General features: G+C 64.7%; 18 protein-coding genes. 11 read left to right on the top strand and 7 right to left on the bottom strand.

The features are described 5' to 3' along the window. Nucleotides 1-61: 61 nt before the first annotated feature. Together MH112_RS09330 and MH112_RS09325 are read left to right on the top strand one after the other, a co-directional pair. Nucleotides 62-967 carry a flagellar motor protein MotB gene (locus MH112_RS09330; protein ID WP_296566935.1) on the top strand — a complete coding sequence of 302 codons (906 nt, stop codon included), beginning with the start codon at nucleotides 62-64 and terminating at the stop codon, nucleotides 965-967. A 117-nt stretch (nucleotides 968-1,084) separates the two neighbouring features. Continuing rightward, nucleotides 1,085-1,849: an arginyltransferase gene (locus tag MH112_RS09325; protein ID WP_296566931.1), complete on the top strand. Its 765-nt coding sequence runs from the start codon at nucleotides 1,085-1,087 to the stop codon at nucleotides 1,847-1,849. Between the two features lie 9 nt (nucleotides 1,850-1,858). Here MH112_RS09325 and MH112_RS09320 read toward each other — a convergent pair whose 3' ends face one another. Continuing rightward, on the bottom strand, nucleotides 1,859-2,077 hold the full coding sequence (locus tag MH112_RS09320; protein ID WP_296566930.1) for a dodecin: 219 nt from the start codon (nucleotides 2,075-2,077) through the stop codon (nucleotides 1,859-1,861). Nucleotides 2,078-2,260: 183 nt separating this feature from the next. Between MH112_RS09320 and MH112_RS09315 the strand changes: the two genes are divergently transcribed. From MH112_RS09315 to MH112_RS09305, 3 genes are read left to right on the top strand one after another with little or no spacing between them, the layout of a single operon-like run. Continuing rightward, nucleotides 2,261-2,926 carry a chromosomal replication initiator DnaA gene (locus tag MH112_RS09315; RefSeq protein WP_296566929.1) on the top strand — a complete coding sequence of 222 codons (666 nt, stop codon included), beginning with the start codon at nucleotides 2,261-2,263 and terminating at the stop codon, nucleotides 2,924-2,926. 54 nt (nucleotides 2,927-2,980) lie between these two features. Continuing rightward, nucleotides 2,981-5,194 carry an RNA degradosome polyphosphate kinase gene (locus tag MH112_RS09310; protein ID WP_296566927.1) on the top strand — a complete coding sequence of 738 codons (2,214 nt, stop codon included), beginning with the start codon at nucleotides 2,981-2,983 and terminating at the stop codon, nucleotides 5,192-5,194. Continuing rightward, the gene (locus MH112_RS09305; protein ID WP_296566924.1) at nucleotides 5,175-6,671 is read left to right on the top strand and encodes a Ppx/GppA phosphatase family protein; all 1,497 of its coding nucleotides are present in this window, start codon (nucleotides 5,175-5,177) and stop codon (nucleotides 6,669-6,671) included. The genes MH112_RS09310 and MH112_RS09305 overlap by 20 nt, the downstream gene beginning before the upstream one ends. A gap of 3 nt (nucleotides 6,672-6,674) precedes the next feature. Here MH112_RS09305 and rnd read toward each other — a convergent pair whose 3' ends face one another. Next, nucleotides 6,675-7,847 (bottom strand): ribonuclease D, encoded by a 1,173-nt coding sequence (gene rnd, locus MH112_RS09300; protein WP_296566922.1) that lies wholly within the window; start codon nucleotides 7,845-7,847, stop codon nucleotides 6,675-6,677. Between the two features lie 95 nt (nucleotides 7,848-7,942). On the opposite strand from rnd, the gene purM reads away from it, so the two are divergent. Next, nucleotides 7,943-8,968 (top strand): phosphoribosylformylglycinamidine cyclo-ligase, encoded by a 1,026-nt coding sequence (gene purM, locus MH112_RS09295; protein WP_296566920.1) that lies wholly within the window; start codon nucleotides 7,943-7,945, stop codon nucleotides 8,966-8,968. 80 nt (nucleotides 8,969-9,048) lie between these two features. On the opposite strand, the gene ndk is transcribed toward purM, so the two are convergent. Beyond that, on the bottom strand, nucleotides 9,049-9,468 hold the full coding sequence (gene ndk / locus MH112_RS09290; RefSeq protein WP_293318429.1) for a nucleoside-diphosphate kinase: 420 nt from the start codon (nucleotides 9,466-9,468) through the stop codon (nucleotides 9,049-9,051). A gap of 266 nt (nucleotides 9,469-9,734) precedes the next feature. Between ndk and MH112_RS09285 the strand changes: the two genes are divergently transcribed. Further along, entirely contained in the window at nucleotides 9,735-11,618 is a 1,884-nt protein-coding gene (locus MH112_RS09285) for an ABC-F family ATP-binding cassette domain-containing protein (RefSeq protein WP_296566916.1), read from the top strand. A 90-nt stretch (nucleotides 11,619-11,708) separates the two neighbouring features. Beyond that, entirely contained in the window at nucleotides 11,709-14,072 is a 2,364-nt protein-coding gene (locus MH112_RS09280; protein WP_296566913.1) for an ATP-binding protein, read from the top strand. 149 nt (nucleotides 14,073-14,221) lie between these two features. On the opposite strand, the gene MH112_RS09275 is transcribed toward MH112_RS09280, so the two are convergent. The 4 genes from MH112_RS09275 to MH112_RS09260 are packed head-to-tail and all read right to left on the bottom strand — an operon-like array spanning nucleotide 14,222 to nucleotide 17,205. Continuing rightward, complete coding sequence (locus MH112_RS09275; protein WP_296566911.1) at nucleotides 14,222-14,542, bottom strand: peptidase inhibitor I78; 321 nt, start codon at nucleotides 14,540-14,542, stop codon at nucleotides 14,222-14,224. Further along, nucleotides 14,539-14,997, bottom strand: a complete 459-nt coding sequence (locus MH112_RS09270; protein WP_296566909.1) for a DNA polymerase III subunit chi — start codon at nucleotides 14,995-14,997, stop codon at nucleotides 14,539-14,541. Before MH112_RS09270 ends, MH112_RS09275 begins: the two co-directional genes overlap by 4 nt. Next, on the bottom strand, nucleotides 14,990-15,691 hold the full coding sequence (locus MH112_RS09265; RefSeq protein ID WP_296566907.1) for a hypothetical protein: 702 nt from the start codon (nucleotides 15,689-15,691) through the stop codon (nucleotides 14,990-14,992). The genes MH112_RS09270 and MH112_RS09265 overlap by 8 nt, the downstream gene beginning before the upstream one ends. Before the next feature lie 29 nt (nucleotides 15,692-15,720). After that, on the bottom strand, nucleotides 15,721-17,205 hold the full coding sequence (locus MH112_RS09260) for a leucyl aminopeptidase (RefSeq protein ID WP_296566904.1): 1,485 nt from the start codon (nucleotides 17,203-17,205) through the stop codon (nucleotides 15,721-15,723). 153 nt (nucleotides 17,206-17,358) lie between these two features. On the opposite strand from MH112_RS09260, the gene lptF reads away from it, so the two are divergent. Genes lptF through lptD form a run of 3 tightly spaced genes read left to right on the top strand, consistent with a single transcriptional unit; the run spans nucleotide 17,359 to nucleotide 21,951 of the window. Next, a complete protein-coding gene (gene lptF, locus MH112_RS09255; RefSeq protein ID WP_296566900.1) occupies nucleotides 17,359-18,501 on the top strand; it encodes an LPS export ABC transporter permease LptF in 1,143 nt (380 codons plus the stop codon). Continuing rightward, a complete protein-coding gene (gene lptG / locus MH112_RS09250) occupies nucleotides 18,498-19,598 on the top strand; it encodes an LPS export ABC transporter permease LptG (RefSeq protein ID WP_296566898.1) in 1,101 nt (366 codons plus the stop codon). Before lptF ends, lptG begins: the two co-directional genes overlap by 4 nt. 58 nt (nucleotides 19,599-19,656) lie before the next feature. Next, complete coding sequence (gene lptD / locus MH112_RS09245) at nucleotides 19,657-21,951, top strand: LPS assembly protein LptD (RefSeq protein WP_296566895.1); 2,295 nt, start codon at nucleotides 19,657-19,659, stop codon at nucleotides 21,949-21,951. Nucleotides 21,952-21,963 lie beyond the last annotated feature (12 nt).

The raw sequence follows: 21,963 nt of genomic DNA, 5'->3' as shown, positions 1-21,963 counted from the left end.
CGCCATCTTAACGCCGACCAGAGACCCTAACGCAGAATTAGCGTTAACCGGGGTGCGGACGATGGCGTCGGGCGAGCGGCCGATCATCATCAAGAAGATCAAGAAGGCAGCCCATGGGCACCATGGGGGTGCCTGGAAGGTCGCCTATGCCGACTTCGTCACCGCGATGATGGCCTTCTTCCTGCTCATGTGGCTGATCAACACCACGAGCCCCGAGCAGAAGCGCGGCATCGCTGATTATTTCGCCCCGGCCAGCATATCCTCCACCACCTCGGGCTCCGGGGGCATTCTGGGCGGCACAGCCCTGGGCGAAGACGGAGCCAAGTCCTCGGGCTCCATGTCGATCATCGAACAGATGTCGCCGGAATCTCCCAACCCTGATGAAGCTGGAGAAACCCAGGACCAGTCGGCAAAGAGCCGCCTCCAGGACGCCAGCACCGAAGCCCTGCGCGACGCGCTGCACAAGCGCGAGGAGGCCGCGTTCCAGTCCGCCGCCCAGTCTCTGCGCCAGGCCCTGCAGGACATGCCTGAGCTGGCCGAGCTTTCGAAGAACATCATCGTCGACCAGACCCCCGAGGGCCTGCGCATCCAGCTTGTGGACCAGGAAGGCCGCTCCATGTTCGCTGAAGGCTCTGGCCAACCCAATGACCGGGCGCGTCTTCTGCTCCGGGCCGTCGCCAAGATCGTCAACCAGTTGCCCAATCGGGTGAGCATCTACGGCCACACCAGCGTCAATATGAACGGGGCGCGCTCGGAGGGAGACTGGGCCCTCTCAGCGACCCGAGCCGACTCGTCCCGACGGGTTCTGCAAGGGGCCGGGGTGGCCGCCGATCGCATTTATCAGGTATCAGGCAAGGCCAATTCCGAGCCGCTCTACCCAGACGACCCCACCCTGCCCGGCAATCGGCGGATCGCCGTGGTCTTGCTGCGTGAGGCTCCGGTCCTGCCGCCGGATGTCCAGCCCTGAAAAGGTCCCGGATATGGGTGAATTGGCCCAGCTTCACCAAAATGTGCAGCTTGCCTGAACGGTCTCCTTGCCGCCTAATCCACGGCGACACAGAGGCTTAAGGTCGAAACCCGGTCCGTGACGCAGCATTTCCCAACGCGACAGCTCAGGTTCTTCCTTACCGCACCGTCGCCTTGCCCCTACCTGCCTGACCGCTACGAGCGAAAGGTGTTTGCACACCTGCCGCTGACCGACGGGCCCAGCGTCAATGACTCCCTCACTCAAATGGGGTTCCGCCGCTCCCAGAACATCGCCTACAGGCCGGCCTGCGAGTCCTGCATGGCCTGCATCTCCGCCCGCCTGCCGGTCTCTGACTACACCTTCTCCCGGTCAGAGCGTCGGACACTGGCGCGCAACGACGACATTCAGCGCTCCGTCGTCGAAGCCGAGGCCACCGCTGAACAGTTTGACCTGCTCCGCCGTTACCTGGTGACCCGCCATGTGGACGGTGGCATGGCCGAGATGAGCTGGCCCGACTATGTCGCCATGGTCGAGGACACCGCCGTGCGCACGCATATGGTCGAGTATCGGGTCCGCTCGGCCGATGGCGGCCCAGGCGATCTGGTGGCCTGCGCCCTCATCGACCTGATGGGGGACGGACTTTCCATGGTCTACAGCTTTTACGATCCCGACCAGGCCCGGCGCAGTCTGGGATCATTTATGATCCTCGACCATGTGGTGCAGGCGGGCCTCCTGGAACTGCCACATGTCTATCTGGGCTATTGGGTCCGGGGCAGCGACAAGATGGACTACAAGGCCCGCTTTTCTCCCATTGAGCTCCTGCGGCCCGAGGGGTGGGCGCGGGTCAACAGCCGCGAAATCCTCAATCCGCCGCGGGGTTGATCGGACCGCTCAGTCACGGGAGCCTTCCAGGGTGAAACCCACCTTCAGATAGACCTGAAAGTGGCCCACCTGGCCTTCGACGATCTCGCCCCGTGTGGCGGTCACCTCGTACCATCGCATGTCCCTAAGGGACTTCGACGCCTCGGACACGGCGTTACGGATCGCGTGGTCGATGCTCTGATCGGACGACCCTACCAGTTCAACGACCCGGTAAACATGATCGGACATGCAAAACTCCTTATGGCGGTGCCAAGGTGACACCCTGAGTTAGCGTCCGATCGCGCGGTGCGTTCCCGCTTGCCCCACAGTTGAGATCGTCTCGTCCCCAGGCCACAGGTCAGGCTGCATCGACCCCCACGGGCGAGCCTGCTAGGTTCGCCCGTGATCGCGTAACCTCTTTGGATAGGGACCATGGCCCGGCAGCTTCGGCTGAAGCTTCGACGTCCTCCTGCCTACGAACGGGATGACTTCGCCCCGGGGCCATCAAATGCCGCAGCGCGGGAGGCCCTGGCGGCCAGGCCGGCCTGGCATGGGGGAACCCTGGTGTTGGTGGGGCCGTCGGGGGTCGGCAAGACTCACCTCGCGCGGCTATGGGCCGAGACCGTCACAGCCCATGAGCTTTCCCCTCATGGCGGCGATCTGGCACAGATGGGGCCTATCCTGATCGAGGATCTCGACCAGGGGTTCGACGAAGAGTTCCTGTTTCACCGGATCAACATGGCCGGGCGCGACGGGGGCGGCCTCTTGCTCACCGCGCGCAGCCTACCCTCAACCTGGCCTGTTCAACTGGCCGACCTCCGGTCACGACTCAACGCCCTGCAGGTGGCCGAGATCGAGCCCCCCGATGATGAGGTTCTGGAGGCACTGCTGCGGGGCCTATTCACCCGCTGCAACATCACGCCACACGATGATGTGATCCCCTATCTGGTCAAGCGCATGGAGCGGTCCGCCACAGCGGCCTGGGCGCTCGTGCAGCGCCTGGACGTAGTGTCGGGGGAGACCCATCGGCCTGTATCCCGTGTTCTGGCCCGTCAGATACTGGAAGAGGAAACGGAGAATCTTGACCTTTTCGAGTGACCCTACCGGCATGATCGGCGAGGTTTCCGGTCACTCCGGCTCATTGAGGTCCCTATGTCCGATGTTGCATCCACATCCCCAGAACGGGGGCGGAAGACCAGTGGGGTCCTCAGCCGGGATGTAGAGCTGGCAAAGTCCGGGGACAGGTTCTTCAACCGCGAGCTTTCCTGGCTTGCCTTCAATGAGCGGGTGCTCTCGGAAAGCAAGAACCCCCGACACCCGCTGCTGGAGCGGCTGCGCTTCCTCGCCATTTCCGCCAACAATCTCGACGAATTCTACATGGTCCGCGTCGCGGGCCTGAAGGCTCAGGTGCGGGAAAAAGTCCGCAGCGTCAGTCAGGATGGCCTTTCCGCCGCCGAGCAGCTGGAACGGGTCAATGCCGAAGCCGCCATGCTGATGACCGATCAGCAGACCCGGTGGCGAGACCTGCGCCAGGAGCTGGCCGGGGAAGGTCTGAGGCTCGTGGAGGCTGACGAGGTGACGCCCGCCGAGCGTTCCAGCCTTGAGGCGGCTTTCCTCAGTCTGGTTTTTCCTACCCTGACGCCTCTGGCGATTGACCCTGCCCACCCGTTTCCCTTCATCCCCAACCTCGCCTTCTCCCTGGCTCTGACCTTGCGGCGGGACGCCGATGGGCGGAAGTTCAACGCCCTGGTGCCTATTCCCGCCCAGGTCGCCCGCTTCTGGCAGCTGGAATCCGCCCGACTGGGCCGAAAGCCCGCCAAGCCCCAGCGCCGGTTCATCTCCCTGGAGGGGATGGTCGCCCTGTTCATCGACCACCTGTTTCCCGGCTGCGATGTGGAGGCTGGCGGGGTCTTCCGCCTGATCCGCGACTCCGACGTGGAGATCGAGGAGGAGGCCGAGGATCTGGTTCGCGAGTTTGAGGCCCGCCTGAAGCAGCGGCGCCTCGGCTCCGTGGTCCGGGTCGAGATCGAACAGACCATGCCGGAGTCCCTGCGGGGCTTCATCTGCGAGAACCTGAGCGCCCAGCCCGATGACGTGCTGCTGGTCGACGGCCTCCTTGGCCTGGACGAGCTTTCTCAGCTGATCCCGTCCGACCGGCCAGACCTGAAATTCAAGCCCTTCACTGCCCGTTTCCCGGAGCGGATTCTGGACCACGGCGGTGACTGCTTCTCCGCCATCCGGGAGAAGGACATCCTGGTGCACCATCCCTTCGAGAGCTTCGATGTGGTGGTGCAATTTGTCCGGCAGGCGGCCCGGGACCCCCATGTCCTGGCGATCAAACAGACCCTTTACCGGACCTCATCGGACAGTCCGATTGTCGCAGCCCTGATCGAGGCGGCCGAAAACGGCAAGAACGTCACTGCCGTCATCGAGATCAAGGCGCGGTTCGACGAAGAGGCCAATCTGAAATGGGCCCGGGACCTGGAGCGTGCCGGGGTCCACGTGGTGTTCGGCTTCGTGGAGTATAAGACCCACGCCAAGCTCTCGGTGGTCGTCCGCCGCGAAGGTGACCAGGTGCGCACCTACTGCCATTACGGCACCGGGAACTATCATCCTGTGACGGCGCGGATTTATACCGACCTGTCGCTGTTCACCACCGATCCCGCCCTGGCGAGAGACTCCTCGCGGGTGTTCAACTTCATCACCGGTTACGCTCAGCCCACCAAGCTCGAGCGGCTGTCCTTCTCGCCGATCACCATGAAGCGCGACCTGATCGCCCTGATCGGCCAGGAAGCCGCCAATGCCCGGGCCGGCAAGCCTGCTGCCATCTGGGCCAAGATGAATGCGCTCGTTGATCCTGTGATCATCGATGCCCTTTACGCCGCCAGCCAGGACGGGGTGTCCATCGACCTGGTCATCCGAGGCATCTGCTGCCTGCGGCCCGGAGTGCCGGGTCTCTCGGAAAACATCCGGGTCAAGAGCATTGTCGGCCGTTTCCTCGAACACTCCCGAATCGTCGCCTTCGCCAACGGGCATCCCATGCCGTCGGGCCAGGCGCGGGTGTTTATTTCCTCAGCCGACTGGATGCCCCGCAACCTCGACCGGCGGGTTGAAAGCCTGGTTCCCGTGGAAAACCCGACAGTGCACCAGCAGGTTCTCCATCAGATCATGGTCGCCAACCTCAAGGATGAAGCTCAAAGCTGGACCCTGGACCCCCAAGGGGGCTACACCCGCGATCCCAACTGGGACCATCCCAGCGCCTTTTCCGCGCACGAGTATTTCATGACCAATCCCAGCCTCTCCGGACGAGGCCAGCGCGTAAAGGACATGCCGCGCGCGATCGATCATGCCGCGCCCCGAGCTTAGGGCCGACAGCCGCCAGGCGGCGGTCATCGATGTCGGGTCCAACTCGGTCCGTCTGGTCATTTATCGCCTCGAAGGCCGCGCCATCTGGACGGTCTATAACGAGAAGGCCCTGGCTGGCCTTGGCCGCGACATGGCCGATACGGGACGGTTGGCGCCCGATGGCATAGAGGTGGCCGTGGGTGCCCTTCGCCGCTTCCGTGCCATCCTGCAGGACTGGGCACCCGACGACGTGATCGCCGTGGCCACGGCTGCGGTTCGGGAGGCCAAGGACGGCCCAGCCTTTGCCGAGTTTGTCCGCACCGAGCTTGGCCTGCCCCTGAGGGTGCTGACAGGCGAGGAAGAGGCGCACTATGCCGCCGCAGGCGTCCTGGCCGGACATCCCAGCGCGCAGGGCCTGGTGGGCGACCTGGGGGGGTCCAGCCTGGAACTGATTCAGGTCGGCCCCGAGGGGCCTGCCCCCGGCGTCACCCTGCCCCTTGGCCCCTTCGCCCTCGGGGCGCCCCGGCTTCTGGAGGTGGATGCGACACGGCAGACGATCATTGCCAGTTTGTCGACCCTTCCGCGGGACAGCGACAGCCGCGAGTTCCATGCCGTCGGCGGGGCCTGGCGCAACCTTGGCCTGCTGCACATGATCATGACGGACTACCCCTTGCGGGTGGCCCATCAGTACGAGATGTCCAGGACCGAAGCCCTGGATCTGACCAGGTTCGTCGTTCGCCAGTCCCGGTCGTCCCTGGAGCGGATCGTCGGACTGTCCAAGAAGCGCTACGAGACTCTCCCCTACGCCGCCCTGGTGCTGGAAACCCTGATCGAGCAACTCGGCCTGGAGCGCATTGTGGTGTCGGCCTTCGGTTTGCGGGAGGGGCTCCTTTGGAACGGCATGGACGCCGATGTCCGCCGCCGCGATCCTCTGCTTGAGGGTTGCGAGGCGATGAGTGTCATGCGTGGCCTCTCAGCCGGAGACATGCCCCAGGCCCTGGAGCGCTGGCTCGCGCCAGCCTTTTCCAAGCTGGACCCGCAATTTGGCGACCGCGATCCCCTGCTGATCGGTGCCGCCTGCCGCTTGGCCGATCTGGGGGGACGCCTGCATCCAGATCATCGGGCTGAACTGGCCTTCGCTCAGGTCTTGCGCGCGCCGATCGCGGGGATGTCCCATGCCGAGCGGTGCTTCCTGGCCCTGGTGACCTTCGCCCGTCACTCAGCCTCCAGCACCGTGCCAGAACCCGACACCCTGAACCGCATCCTTAGTGCCGAGCGGCGCGCCAGAGCCAGGGCGCTCGGCGCCGCACTCCGCCTGGGATGCGATCTGTCAGGCCGCAACGGACGTCTGTTGGGCAAGGCCGACCTGTCCATCGAGGACGACACTCTGCGGCTGAGCGCCGCCGGAGGATGGTCAGATCTTCTGCTCGGTGAGCAGACCGCCAAGCGCGCGGCCACCCTGGCCGGGGCCCTGAAGCTCAAGCTGGCCTTGAGCTGAACCTCAGCCAGTGGCCTTGGGGGCCCGCCGAACTTCCACCACCCGCACCCGGGCACCATCGAGGACCAGGGCAAGTTCACCCCGCTTGATCCGCAGGGCGTCGGCACCAAAGGCCTCCAGCCGCCAGCCCTTGAGGGCGGGACTCTCGGCCTCATCGTCATTGGCGATCATCTCAAGGTCCGAGACCGTGGCGATCAGCTTGGAGGCCACGCCAGTGTCCTCCGCGCGGGCCTTCAGGAGCACCTTGAGCAGTTCCACAACCGCACCAGCGGCGGGGGAGCTGACGGTTTTGGCCCGTTCGACCACGGGGGCATAGGCCTCGGGGTTCTTCAACGCCTCGCCAATGGCTTCCAGCAGATCAGGCCCGAACTTTGACCCGGAAAAGCCCTTGGGCACCGAGCGTAACCGGTCCAGGCCAGCGGCATCCGTCGGGGCCTGGGTGGCCACTTCATCGATGGCCTCGTCCTTCAAAATCCGGCCGCGGGGCTGATCGCGCAGTTGGGCGGTGCGCTCGCGCCAGGCGGCGACCGCCTTATAGACCGCCAGATACTTCGCCGTGTGCCGCCTGGGCTTCAGCCGCTTCCAGGCATTCTCCGGCACCACGTCATAATTGGCCGGATCGGTAAGGGCCTGCATCTCGTCGGTCACCCAGACGAGGCGCCCTTCTTTCTCCAGACGCTCGCGGAGCATGGGATAGAGCTTGGCCAGATGGGTCACGTCAGCCAGGGCATAGGTCAGCTGCGACTCGGCCAGGGGCCTGCGGGCCCAATCCGTGAAGCGGCTGGACTTATCGAGCTCGATCTTCAGCATCTGGCGGACCAGGGCGTCATAGGCGATCTGCTCGCCGAAACCGGCGGCCATTCCAGCCACCTGGGTGTCGAACAGGGGCCGAGGCATGGCCTTCAGATTGTTGAAAATCTCCACATCCTGTCGGGCGGCATGGAACACCTTGAGGATGCTCTCGTCGCGCATGATGTCGAGGAAGGGCTCGAGATCCATGCCCTCGGCCATGGGGTCGATCACCGCCTCATCGGAGGCGGTCGCCGCCTGGATCAGGCAGAGCTTTGGCCAGTAGGTGGTCTCGCGCATGAACTCGGTGTCTACGGCGACGAAGGGCTGGCCCTTCAGTCTGTTGCAGAACGCCGCGAGTTCGGCGGTGGTTGTAATCGGCGTCATGCCGTAGCTATAGCCTCGCGCGCGACCGAGTCTGCAAGCGCCCGATGCAAGGGCGCATCACTTTATTTACGTCCCCCTGGGGCGAGGGCTTTCAAATGACCGAACGGCCAAACGGGCTGACCTATGCCCAGGCAGGTGTGGATATCGACGCCGGCAACGCTCTGGTGGAAGCCATCAAACCCCTGGCCAAGGCCACGCGCCGGGCCGGGGCAGAAGCCTCCCTCGGCGGGTTCGGGGCCCTGTTTGACCTGAAGGCCGCCGGCTACGACGATCCCCTGTTGGTCACCACCACCGATGGGGTCGGCACCAAGCTGAAGATCGCCATCGAGACCGGCCTGCACGACACGGTCGGCATCGACCTGGTGGCCATGTGCGTCAATGATCTCCTGGCCCAGGGGGCTGAGCCCCTGATGTTCCTGGACTATCTGGCCACCAGCAAGCTCGACGTGGCCGTCGCCACCCGTGTGATTGCCGGTATCGCCGAGGGCTGCAAATTGGCCGGGGCGGCCCTGGTGGGTGGCGAGACTGCCGAGATGCCGGGCATGTATGCCGGGGACGATTATGACCTCGCGGGCTTCTCGGTCGGCGCTGTCGATCGAAACCGGGTTCTGCCGCGGATTGATGATCAGCAGGCCGGCGACCTCCTGATTGGCCTGGCCTCCTCTGGTCCGCACTCCAACGGCTATTCCCTGATCCGTAAGATCGTCGAGCGCTCAGGCCTGGCCTGGGACGCCCCGGCCCCCTTTGCCGAGGGCCAGACCCTGGCTCAGGCTTTGATGATCCCGACCCGCATCTATGCGCTCAGCCTGACACCGCTGATCAAGGCCGGTCAGATCAAGGGACTGGCCCATATCACCGGCGGCGGCCTGACCGAAAATCCCCCCCGGGCCATCGCCAAGGGCCTTGCGCCGCGCTTTGACTGGGAGGCCTGGACGTTGCCGCCGGTCTTCACCTGGCTGCAGGAGACCGGTGGGGTGGCCCTGGAGGAGATGCGGCGCACCTTCAATTGCGGTCTGGGCATGGTGTTGATCGTCGGTGCCGCAGAGGCCCCAGCCGTGCTTGAAGCCCTGCTTGCCGCGGGCGAAGACGCGTTTATCTGCGGGGAATTGGCGACCGCCTGACGCGATCTGCTCTCTTCGTCATGAAAAGGGCCGCAGCGGCTTCCGCTGCGGCCCTTTCCGATTTCAGCCGATCTGGCCGATCAGCCGACGATCTGGTCTTCGGTGAAGAACTGGGCGATTTCCAGCTTGGCGTTGTCCTGGCTGTCGGAGCCATGCACCGAGTTTTCGCCAACATTCTTGGCAAACAGCTTGCGGATGGTGCCCTCAGCGGCCTGTTCCGGGTTCGTCGCGCCCATGATCTCACGATACTTGGCCACGGCGTTCTCGCCTTCCAGAACCTGGACCACCACAGGCGCAGAGGTCATCTGACCAACCAGCTCGCCGTAGAACGGGCGCTCCTTGTGGACCTCGTAGAAGGTCTTGGCCTGGGCTTCGGTCATACGGATGCGGCGCTGGGCCACGATGCGAAGGCCAGCGCCTTCGATCACCGCATTGATCTTGCCGGTCAGGTTCCGCTCAGTGGCGTCCGGCTTGATGATCGAGAAGGTGCGTTCAGTCATGGGATTTTTCTTCAGAAATGGGGTCTAGGGGCGGGGTTTCGCCCAGAGGCGCGCGTGTATAGCCCTGAGACCCGCAGACGCCAAGCCGCGCCGGGCGATACCCCCTGACGGAGGGGCCTGACCTCTGGTATGAGCGCCGCCACGGTCGGGACGGCGGCGGCGCAGATCTCGGAACTTCCGGCCCTCCCCCTCCCACGGCGCGCGTGATCGTGTCGCTGCGTCCGTCATTGGCGGACTGCCCCTCAAGTGTTGTGCCCTGACTGACCATGCTGCTGATTCAAGAACTCGTTTTCGACGCCTGGGGTCGCCGTTTCTTTGACGGTGCCAGCGTTACCCTGCCCCGGAACGCCAAGGTCGGGTTGGTCGGCCGTAACGGCATTGGCAAGTCCACCCTGTTCAAGTTGATCAAGGGCGAACTGGTGCTGGGTTCAGGCGAGATCACCCTGCCCAAAGGGGCAAGATTAGGGTCGGTCGACCAGGAGCATCCGGCCACGCCGGTCTCCCTGATTGATACGGTCCTGGCCGCAGACGAGGTCCGCCATGGGCTGCTCGCCGATCTTGAGACCGCGGAACCTGAACAGATGGGCGAGATCTATGCCCGTCTCATAGAGATCGACGCCGATCGGGCGCCTTCACGGGCCGCCGAAATTCTTGCCGGCCTGGGCTTTTCCACCGAGGACCTGGAACGGCCGATGTCGGAGTTCTCCGGCGGCTGGCGGATGCGGGTGGCCCTGGCCGCCGCCCTGTTCTCTGAGCCAGACATGCTGCTGCTCGACGAACCGACCAACTATCTCGACCTGGAAGGCGCGCTCTGGCTGGAGGCCCGGCTGCGCACCTATCCCTACAACGCCCTGGTCATCAGCCATGATCGGGAGCTCCTGAACAACTCCATCGACCACACTCTGCACCTGGCAGACGGCAAGCTCACCCTCTATGCCGGCGGCTATGACGCCTTCGAGACCCAGAGGGCCGAAAAGGCGCGGCTTCAGGAGGCCATGCGCTCGAAGATTGAGGCCAAGCGGGCCCACATGCAGGCCTTCGTCGACCGCTTCCGCGCTAAGGCGAGCAAGGCGACCCAGGCTCAGTCCCGCCTCAAGGCCCTGGCCAAGCTGCCGGTGATCGACGCCGTGGGCAGCGAGCATGTGGCACCCTTCACCCTGCCCTCCCCGGAGCGGCCCCTGGCTCCGCCGCTGATCCGTCTGGAGGGCGTCAGTGTGGGCTACGGTGGCCCCCCGATCCTGCGGGACCTGAACCTGCGCCTGGATGTGGATGACCGGATTGGCCTCTTGGGCGTCAATGGCGCCGGCAAGTCGACCTTTGCCAAGATGGTGGCCGAGGCCCTGGCCATCGAGCATGGCCATATGCACCGGGACCGCCGCATGCGAGTGGGCTGGTTCCATCAGCATCAGATCGAGGCGATGGACCCTACGGACACCCCGCTGGATATCATTCGACGGGCCATGCCTGAGGCGTCCGAGGCGTCCAGGCGATCTCGTCTGGCCCAGTATGGCTTCAACCGGGACAAGGTCGAAACCACGGTTGCAGATCTCTCAGGGGGTGAGCGGGCGCGGCTGCTGTTGAACATGGTGGCAGCTGAGGCACCCCACCTGCTGATCCTGGATGAGCCGACCAACCACCTGGACATCGACTCCCGCCGCGCCTTGCTGGAGGCGCTGAACGAGTTTGCCGGTGCCGTCATCCTGATCACCCACGACCGGTCGCTGATGGAGATGGTGGCCGACCGGCTATGGCTGGCCGCGGACGGAACCATCGTCCCCTTCGACGGGGATCTGGAGGACTATTCCCGCTATGTGATCGAGCGGGCCAAGGCGCGGGTCCGGGCACCCACCCAGGTGCGTGAGGACGCTCCGCCACCGCCGCCACCGACACCCGCGCCGGTCCGCAAGGCGCCTACCGGCAATGCCCGGAGACGGGCGGAAGCCGCCGAGGCCGCGCTGGCCAGGGCAACGGAGGCTGTGGCCCGAATTGACGCGCAACTCAGCGATCCGGCCGTCTTTGAACAAGGCCCCGAAAAGGCTGCAGCCCTGGGTCGACAAAGAGCCAGTGCTCAGCGAGATCTGGACGCCATAGAAGCCGAATGGCTGGCCGCCGTAGAGGCCTATGAGCTTTTGAAATCAACCCCTGGGTGATTGAAGCAGTCGACCCCACTAGTTTACACTGTCAACTTTCGGTGAATATTTTGCGTTTGTTCACGACCTACCCCTAAAACTGGCCATGCAATGCGGCCCGAAGTCCGGACAACAACACAGCAGGACCAGACCGCGGCGATCCAGCAGGATGGTCGCCTAGCCCGTGCGCTTGCGGCTGTTTCACACGGCATGGCGCTGATTGATCTGACCGGCCGCATCACCTGGACCAATGACGGCTTCACCGCTGTGACCGGCTACACCGCCGAGGACGCCATCGGCCACTCGATCATCGACACCCTGCTCAGCCCCAGCGACTGGAGCCAGGAGAGCCGGGAGGCCCGCAGGGATCTTGCCCGGATTGGACACAGGGCCGAGGCCTCCGCTCAACGCAAGACCGGCGAGACCTATTGGGTCGATGCAGACATACGCCCGGTGAAAAACGGTGAGGGGGAACTTGAGGGGTATGTTCTCACCCTTACCGACATCACTGATATCCGACGTAAGCAACGGCAGTCGGAGGCCGCCTCCGCGGCCCTGCGCGACGCCGCACGCCTGGCTGGCCTAGCCGGCTGGGAACTAGACTTCCGAGAAGACCAGGCGCGCTACAGTCCTGAACTGCGCGCGATGTTAGGACTGAACGAAGCTGCAGCCCCTCTGAGCACAGCCCTCAAGATCTATGCCCCAGAGTATCGGTCAGCCGTCGCGGCCGCCACCCGAGATACCGTCCAGAATGGGGCGCGGATGGACTTCGAGGCAGAGGTCTTGCTTGGGAGCGGGGGCCGCCGCTGGCTTCGGGTCATGGGGGTGGCCGAGGTGATCGACGGGGTCTGCGTGGCGATCCGCGGTGCCAGTCAAGACATCAGCACCATGCGCCAGACACTTGAAGATTTGCAGGAGTCTGAAGGATTCGCCCGGGGCGTCATCGATGGGATCGCTGCCATGGTGGCCGTGATCGACGCGGAAGGACGCCTCCTGGAGGCCAACCGTAGTTTCCGAAATGAGGGCAGCACGATCCTGGCGTCGGCCGAAGCCAGCCCGCGTCCAAGCATGTTCGATGTCTTCCGCCGGCTCCCCAATGGGCATGGACGCGCCCTTGAGCGGGGTGTTCGCCAAGTCCTGGCCGGCGAGCGCGAGACCTTTACCCGCGCCTACGAAACACGGCGAGGCGAATGGTACCGTATGAGCGCGTCGCGCTTTGTCGGCGACGGTCCCGTCCGCGTGGTGATGTTCACCCAGTCCATCGCCGACCTTAAGCGCTCGGAGCGGCGGCTGCGGGATCTGAATGAAAATCTTAAACGCGCCCGCGACCAGGCCGACGCCGCCAATCTGGCGAAGAGCGCCTTCCTGGCCACCATGAGCCACGAAATCCGCACACCGCTGAACGGGGTTCTGGGGATGGCTCAGGCCATGGCGCGGGAGGACCTGCCGCCGCCGCAACAGGAGCGGCTGGGGGTGATCCGGCAGGCTGGGGAGACCCTGCTGGTGCTGTTGAATGACCTGCTGGATCTGTCGCGCATCGAGGCTGGTCGCCTGGAGCTTGAGGACGGGTTGATTGACATCGCCCGCATCGCGGCCGGCGCCCAGTCCACATTCACAACCCTGGCGGCCGAGAAAGATCTGTCCTTCGAACTGGTGATCGATCCTGAGGCCCCGGCATTCTGGCGCGGAGACCCCACCCGGGTGCGCCAGATTTTGTATAACCTTGTCTCGAACGCCGTGAAGTTCACCCCGCGAGGTTCAGTGCAGGTTTCCGTCACTGGAACCTCTGGAGACCTGGTGATGATGGTCACTGATACCGGCCTGGGCATCGCGCCAGAGCGGCTGGGTGTGCTGTTCGAGAAGTTCGTCCAGGCGGACGCCTCCACGACCCGGAAGTTTGGCGGCTCAGGACTGGGCCTTGCCATCTGCCGGGAGCTCAGTGGCCTCATGGGCGGCGCCATTGAGGTCAAGAGCGTCGTCGATCAGGGGTCGAGCTTCACCGTCAGGCTGCCGTTGCCTGCCGCCGAAGCCCCCGAATTCGACTGCCTTCACGATGAGGCTGGCGGTGGCCAGCCACAACTTCTGGAGAGCCCGCTACGGATCCTGGCGGCGGAGGACAATCTGATGAACCAGCTGGTTCTGAAGACCCTGCTTGAGCCCCTGATGATTGATCTTCATGTGGTCAATGACGGCGAAGAGGCCGTGGCGGCGTGGGCGGACAGCCATTGGGACGCCATCCTGATGGACATCCAGATGCCCGGCATGGACGGCCCCACCGCCACCCGGCTGATCCGCGCCCGCGAGGAAGCTGAGGGGCGCCCGAGGACCCCGATCATCGCCCTGACCGCCAATGCAATGTCGCATCATGAGCGTGAGTATCTGAGCGCGGGCATGGACGCCTTGACCCCCAAGCCCATCGAGCTTGAACGCCTCCTTGGGGCCCTAGACATGGTGCTGACCGGCGCCCCATCCTGACCGGGGGAAGTACGGAGCCGCCGGCCAATGCCTGAATGGGCCCAACTGATCTATCTGTTGATGGCGGCTGTCCTGGTGGGGCCCGCCGCCATCGCCATAATTGTGCGCTGGATCAAGCGCCCGCCTCGGGACTGAGACGCGAGGCCGCCCTAACCGCAACGGACCTCTTTGATCAGGCCCGTCTCAGCGTCATAGAAAAAGTTCAAGCGACGGGGGTGAAAATCCATCGTCACCGGGCAGGTGGTACAGGCCACCCTCTGCAGCCCCGGGTTCACCGGCACCGGAATCTCGCTGCGATGACGGCCAACAAGACCCTGAGCCTGGCTTGCGCCACACTGGTCCACCGGCGCTGGCGCTGGCCGAGGGGCCGGGTCCTGAGGAGCAGGCGGCGGCGGCGGCGGGGGCTCACTGGCGCAGGCACTGAGAAACAACAGACCGGCCCCCAAAGCCAGGGTGAGCTTGCTCTTCATGCCTGTTTCTCCCATCCCCGGGCCATTTGCTTCCAGTAACTCACCGGCAGCCCGGTCGCCTTGATGACACGCCATTGCGCCCGCGCTGTGGCGAGCACGGCCTCGTCACGACCGTCGAAGAGGACGATGCATCGGACATAATCGTCAAGGGACCCCGCATCCGCACCATCCAGCAGAAACAGCACATCGGCCTTGTTGGCGTTCTCCATGCCCATGGTCAGCAGCACAGGCTGCTGGGCGGCATGGGGCTCATCGACCCGCCCGTGGGCGAGGAAGCTATCGTCCCGGTAGGTCCAGAGGTGAGTATCCAGTTGTTCCAGTCGCTCAGGGAGGCGTGAGCGCACCAGGGCCTTCCAGCTTCGCCCCAGGGTGCGCTCCAGCAGTTCAGGCAGCACCTGATCGAGGCTTGAGCGCTCCATGTGGTAGAACCAGACCTCGCAGGGGCCCTCAGCCATCGGGCGGCTCCGACAGGGCCTGACCGAGGGCAAACACAGACGCCGAAACCTCCCGCGGGGCGGTCAAGGGCGAGAGGTGATTGAGCTGCAGGCGGCGGGCCCGCCACCCAAGGGTCCGTGCCCCTTGCGCCTGATCCTCATAGGCACCGCTCAGTTGGAGATAGGCACCAGGCCCCGTCAGCCCCCCCGGCGGCGCGACTTCCTCGAAATAGGCCAGTGGCAGGGGGCCAAGCTCGGCCAGAAGATCGCGCCGTAGGCGCGCGTCTGGGACGAGCCGCTCCAGGGCCCCTGGGGGCCACCAACCATCCCAGGAGGGGAGCTCGCCCCCTTGAGATCCCAGGGTCAGGTCCTGACGCAGGCCTTCAGGTGCTGTGTCGAGCCAGCAGATGCCAGGATGGGGCAATATGGCGTCCACCAGTATCGTGCCTGCCACTGGCGCAGACAGGGCCGCCGCAAGGGCCGGGACAAGGGCACCTGCCCCGCTGTGTGCCACAAGGGTCACAGGCGCAGCCCCCGCAGCGTCGATCGTCCGCGCCTGATCGGTGGCGAGGGTTCGGTAGAAGTCACCCTGAATCTCAGTCAATGGACGCCAGGCGGGCACCTCAGCGGCAACCCCACGACCGAGCAGATCCTCAGCCACGGCCCGCCAGGTCAGCGGCCCGAGCAAAGGGCTGTGCAGCAAGACAAACCGCACCGGCTTTCCTCCGACCCCGCCGACCGCGATCAGCCCTCGTACTTGTCGGCGACCATGCGGTTGAGCAGTCGGACCCCATAGCCGGTAGCGCCTTCAGGAATGGTCGGCACAGAGGACGGCTTCTTCCAAGCGGTCGAGGCAATGTCCATGTGCGCCCAAGGCAAGCCATTGACGAACCGCTGCAGGAACAGGGCTGCAGTGATGGAGCCGCCAGGACGTCCACCGGTGTTCTTCATGTCAGCGATCATGCTGTCGATCTGCTTGTCGTAGGCTGGCGGCAGGGGCATGCGCCAAAGGGGCTCAGCCTCAGCCTTGGAGGCCGCCAGCAGATTGTCGGCCAACTCGTCATTGTTGGAGAAGACGCCGGCATAGTCATTGCCGAGGCTGATGATGATCGCGCCGGTCAAGGTGGCCAGGTCGACCATGAACTTCGGCTTGAAGCGCTCCTGGCAATACCAAAGAGCATCCGCCAGGACGAGGCGGCCCTCGGCGTCGGTGTTGATGATTTCGATGGTCTGGCCCGACATGCTGGTGACCACGTCTCCGGGACGCTGGGCGTCACCGTCAGGCATGTTCTCCACCAGGCCGAGGATGCCGACCGCATTGACCTTGGCCTTGCGACCGGCCAGCACGTGCATGAGGCCGGCCACCGCAGCGGCACCGCCCATGTCCCACTTCATATCTTCCATGCCATCGGCGGGCTTGATCGAGATGCCGCCGGTGTCAAAGCAGACGCCCTTGCCCACAAAGGCCACGGGCTGCGCCGCCGGATCAGCCGCACCGTTCCAGCGCATGATGGCCAACTGGCTATCCTTGGCGCTGCCCTGCCCCACGCCCAGAAGCGACCCCATGCCCAGGGCCTTCATCTCGGCCTCTCCAAGGATTTCGACTTCCAGCCCAAGGCTCTCCAGGGCCTTCACCCGCCGGGCAAACTCCACCGGGTAAAGGACGTTCGGGGGCTCTGACACCAGATCGCGGGCAAAACTGATGGCCTCGGCCAGGGCGGCCTGATCGGCATAAGCTGCGCGGGCGGCGTCGGGGTCAGCGCAGACGATCTCTGCCTTGACGACCGAAGGCTTCTTTTCCGCAGGCTCTTTGGTCCGGTAGCGGTCAAATCGGTAGGCCGCCAGGCTCACCCCCAAGGCCGCCCGCTCCGGCTGGGCGGCGGCCGCATCGGCGAAGGCTACCCGCAGGGTGGTCAGGCCCGAGAGCTTGACGGCACTGAAGGCACTGGCCGCGGCATGCTCGGCCCCCACGGCGTCAAACCCCTCGCGCTTGCCAGCCCCCACCAGCAACAGGCGACCCGCAGGGTGCCCGGCCGGGGCGGCAAGATCGAGAATCTGGCCCTTGGCACCGGTGAAGCGGCCTTGCCCAAGGGTTCGAGCCACGACACCAGCGCTTAGCGCATCGGCCTCCGCAGCGGCACCTGACAGCACCTCGCCCTCAAAGACAACGATGGCCAGGGCGGAAGTGGGGGCGATATCCGAGGTGGCCGTGACGAATTGAATGTCCATGCGATATCTCAACCAAAGCAAAGCGGGAGGCCCTCCACCGACAGGGCGCCCGGTCTGGCGTCACCTGCGGCGGTTGTGTGGCGCGGCGACGCATGGTTTAGAACAGCTTCGCGCCCAGGGCGCGCCAAATCAGCCCGGCGACGCCTTTTTTCCATGCGCCTGATCGACCGATATCTGCTTCGACAGTTGCTGGGCCCGACCCTGCTGGCGGCGCTCGCCCTGACGGCCGTGGCCCTCTTGAGCCAGAGCCTCTCAGCGCTTGATGTCATCATCAACCAGCGTCAGAGCGCCGGGATTTTCCTGAAGATCACCCTGCTGGCCATGCCGCAGCTGATCAACATGGTCCTGCCCTTGGCCCTCTTCGTCGCCGCCCTGGTGGCGCTGAACCGTCTCCAGAGCGAGCAAGAGCTCGTGGTGTGTTTCGCTGGCGGGATGAGTCGCTGGCGGGTGATCGCCCCGCCCATGCGGCTGGCCGTCATCACCGCTCTGTTGGCCCTGGTGCTGAATCTGTTCATCCAGCCGGCCTCGTATCGCGAACTGCGTGATACCCTGTTTGACGTTCGCACCGATCTTGCCGCCACCCTGGTCCGCGAGGGGGAGTTCACCGAGCCGGCGCCAGGCCTGACGGTCTATACCCAGAGCATCGACAGTCGAGGGCGGCTCGGCAATCTGTTCATCCACGTGGCAGAAAGCGACGGTTCAGCCACCACCTATACCGCCGATGAGGGCCGCATCGCCACCCGGGCTGGGGCACCGGTGCTGGTGATGGCGCGCGGCTCAACGCAGGAATTCAGCGCCGATGGGGTGCTGAACTACCTGACCTTCGACGAGTACATCTTTGACCTTGGCCCGCTGGTCGTGTCCGACGAGCTGGTCCACTACAAACCCTCCGATCGCTATCTTCACGAGCTGTTCTTTCCTGACCTGGAACAGGACTGGGAGCGCCGAAACCGTCTGGAAATGCTGGCCGAGGGTCACGCCCGGCTGGCGACGCCCCTGTACAACATCGCCTTCATGGCCCTGGCCCTGGCCGCCATACTGGGGGGCGGCTACGACCGGATGGGCTATGGGCGCCGGATCGCCTGGGCGAGCGGAGCAGCGGCGGTGACCCGGCTCCTTGGCTTCGTCGTCCAGGCCGCATCGGAGTCCGGTGCCTGGCTGAATGTCCTGCAGTACGCTGTTCCTCTGCTGACCATCGCTCTGGCCCTGCGCGGCGTGTTTCGCCAGCGGGTGTCCCGGTTCATCGACATGCGTAAACGCCCGGTGCGGATCGCCCGGGGGAGCCGTGCAGCATGAGATTTGGTCGGATCGAGGCTTATGTCCTGTCGCGCAACCTGTTCAGCGTTGGCGTCGCCCTGGCGGTGATCACTGCGGTCATCATTCTGGTGCAGTTCGTCGAGCTGTCGAGATCGGTCGGGGTGCGTGCAGAGGTCAGCGTCGCCGAGCTGTTTGGGCTGACAGCCTTAGGTGCCCCTAGCCTCGTCCTGGTTCTGTTACCCTTCATCTTCCTGTTCGGCTGCATGGCGGCCTATGTCAGCTTGAACCGGCGCAGCGAGTTGGTGGCGATGCGCGCGGCCGGCGTCTCAGCCTGGCGGTTCATCCTGCCGACCGCGGCGGCAGCCGCGGTGATCGGCGCGCTCTCGGTCACCTTGCTCAACCCCCTCGCGGCAGCGGCCAACGCTCAGTTTGGCCTGGAGCGGGCCCGGATCATGGACAACTATCTGGTGGATGCCCCCGAAGACATCTGGCTTCGGCAAGGCGACGAACGCAGCCAGATCGTGATTCATGCCAAGGATCGGGAGATCGTCGACGGGACGGTGCTGCTCCGCGGGGTCTCCCTGTTCATCTATCAGAAGAATGAGGCCGGAACCCCGGAGTTCCGCCGCCGGCTTGAGGCCGCCGAAGCCCGCTTGTTGCCGGGCTTCTGGCGGCTCACAGATGTCCGCGAAGCCGCCGCCGGTGAAAATTCGGTGCGCTCTGAGAGCCTGTCGCTGCGCTCTAGCCTCGACAGTGAGTCGGCGCTCGAGCGCTTCGCCTCCCCCCAAGCGATCGCCTTCTGGCGCTTGCCCGCCGCAATACGGACCACAGAACAGGCCGGCTTCAGTGCCAGTCGATACCAGTTGCGGTTTCATCAGCTTCTGGCGACGCCGCTGCTGTTTGCCGCCATGACCATCCTGGCTGCAGCCTTTTCCCTGCGCCTGGCCCGGCTGGGGGGGCTGGCGGGTTTGGCCGGCGGTGGGGTGGCGCTGGGTTTTGTGTTCTTCTTCCTCAACGAGTTCGCTGGGGCTCTGGCCAATGCCGATATCATCCCGCTGGTGGCGGCGGCCTGGGCTCCGCCCCTGATCGCCCTGCTGTCGGGCCTCACCCTGCTCTGTTACACCGAAGACGGTTGAAAGCCGCCGCCACGTCGCTATTGCGTCAGCAGACGGCGCGGCAAGAAGGGATTCACGCTTGAAGACGTCACCTCGGCGCACCTCGCTCGCCCCGGTCAAGCGCAGCCTCCTGACGGGGGTTGCGGTGGCGAGCCTTTGCGTCGGCAGCGCCTGGGCGCAGTCTGCGCCTGGGCCCGCGACCGTCACCTCACCGGGCACTGACGGCCTGAGTCCGGGCGCCATCTATCTCGAGGCAGACCAGGTGCTGCGCGAGGATGCTGTGCCAAAAACCTCAGCATCTGGCGAGGTCGAGGCCCGCTATGACGGGCGCAACCTGCGAGCCGACACCCTGGTCTATGACGAGGCCAAGGGGGTCCTGGAAGCCTCCAATGTCGAGATTTTCAATCCCGATGGCAGTGTGGAGTTCGCCCGTGAACTGGTCATGGATGATGAGCTGCGCGCCGGGGTGGCGAGGGGTTTCTCCGCCCGACTGCCCCAGAACGTAAAGATCGCCGCCGCCAGTGCCGTTCGGCGCAGCGAGACGATCAATGAGCTGAACCGGGTGATCTACACCCCCTGCGACATTTGCGCGGACAGCGAGAACAAGACGCCGACCTGGTCAATCCAGGCGGAAAAAGTGGTTCAGGACGGCGAACGGCAACTGGTCCACTATCGGCACGCCGTCTTCCGTCTGTTTGGAGCTCCGGTCTTCTACCTGCCACTGTTCTGGCATCCCGATCCTCAGGCTGAACGGACCTCGGGCCTGCTGACGCCGGCGATCTCGGCTTCTGACCGGCGCGGGCTGTCCTATGAACAGCCCTATCTCTTCGTGTTGTCAGACTATTCCGACCTGACCTTGAGCCCTCAGATCAATGCCAAGGTCGAGCCCTTCTTGAACGCCCGCTATCGCAAGCGCTTCTATTCCGGCGAGATCGACGTCCGCGGGGGATATACCTACGCGCAGGATTTCGACGCCACAGGCCGGTTCGGCGACACCACCTCGCGCAGTTACATCCTCGCCAGGGGCGCATTCGCCATCAATGAGGACTGGGACTGGGGCTTTACCGCCGAGCGATCCTCCGACGACCTGCTGTTCGACAAGTATGAGATCGGCGAGGTCTATCAGTCCCGCGGCCCCTATATCGCCGACGATCGCCGGCTGATTTCGCAGCTCTATGCCGTCCGCCAAGATGACGACAGCTACCTGTCCGTGGCCGCGTTCGATATCCAGGGTCTTCGTCCTGACGATGATGATCGGACCTTCCCGACGGTAGCACCGCTGGTCGAAGGTCGCTGGAGCCCAGATGTCCGCGTGGCTGGGGGGCGTCTGCGCCTGAGGGCCAATGCCGTGGCCCTTGAGCGGGACCTGTCCCCCAGCAGCACCTCGGCCATCTATGTGCCGGGCCTGGATAGTCGCAGGGTGGTCGCCCAGGCCGACTGGCGAAGAGGTTTCACCACCCCAGGGGGGATCCGGCTGGAGCCCTTCGCAAATCTGCGAGCCGACGCCTACAGCCTTGGCGATGTGCCTCTGGAAGGCTTTGGGGGGCGTAACGAAACGCGCCTGATGGGCACTTTGGGCGCTGATGTTAGCTGGCCATTCTATCGTCGTTTCAACAAGATGACGGCAGTTATTGAACCTCTGCTTCAGGTTATGGCCTCCCCGCAGCCTGACCAGATCCGGACGGGATTCAATCCCGCTGGAGAGCCCGTCTATCTGAATGAAGACAGCCTTGCCTTCGAGTTCGATGAGACCAATCTGCTCATGGCCAATCGCTTCCCCGGGTTCGACCTGATGGAGGGCGGCATGCGGGCCAATGTGGCGGCGCGCGGCAGCCTGCTTTGGGACGATGGACGTCGAGCGACGGTCCTGGTGGGGCGCAGTTTCCGCGACCAGGAAGAGCTCGCCTTTCCAGAACGCACGGGTCTGCGGGACACCGCATCAGATTGGATCGTCGCGGCCCAAGCCCAGCCAATTCGGGGCGTCTCAGCTTTTGGCCGCGCCAGACTGGATGGCGACAGCCTGGAGGTCCGCCGCGCCGAGGCCGGGGCGAACCTTGCCCTGGCTCGCGGGTCGGGCTTTTTCCGCTATCTTTGGGATGACCTCGACATCAATGGGGTCAAGCGCGAGAACCTGGACCTCGGGGGGGAGCTCTTCCTCACCCAAAACTGGGGCGTCACCGCCTATGGCAACCGCGACATGGTCCAGAAGGGCTGGGTGGTGCGAGACATCGGGGTGGTCTATCGGGATGAGTGTACACGGATCGAAGTCATCTATCGGCGCGAGGACACGGTTGTGGGACGCCTGGGCCCCAGCGAGTCTGTGGCTGTGCGCCTAACCCTCGCCACATTGGGCGAACCTATCTATGCGAATTAGGATCAGCGGCGC

This window comes from Phenylobacterium sp. (genome assembly GCF_022402485.1).
Lineage (GTDB): Bacteria > Pseudomonadota > Alphaproteobacteria > Caulobacterales > Caulobacteraceae > Phenylobacterium.
The sequence above is the reverse complement of the archived record's forward strand: the minus strand, read 5'-3'. Positions and strand labels throughout refer to the sequence as shown.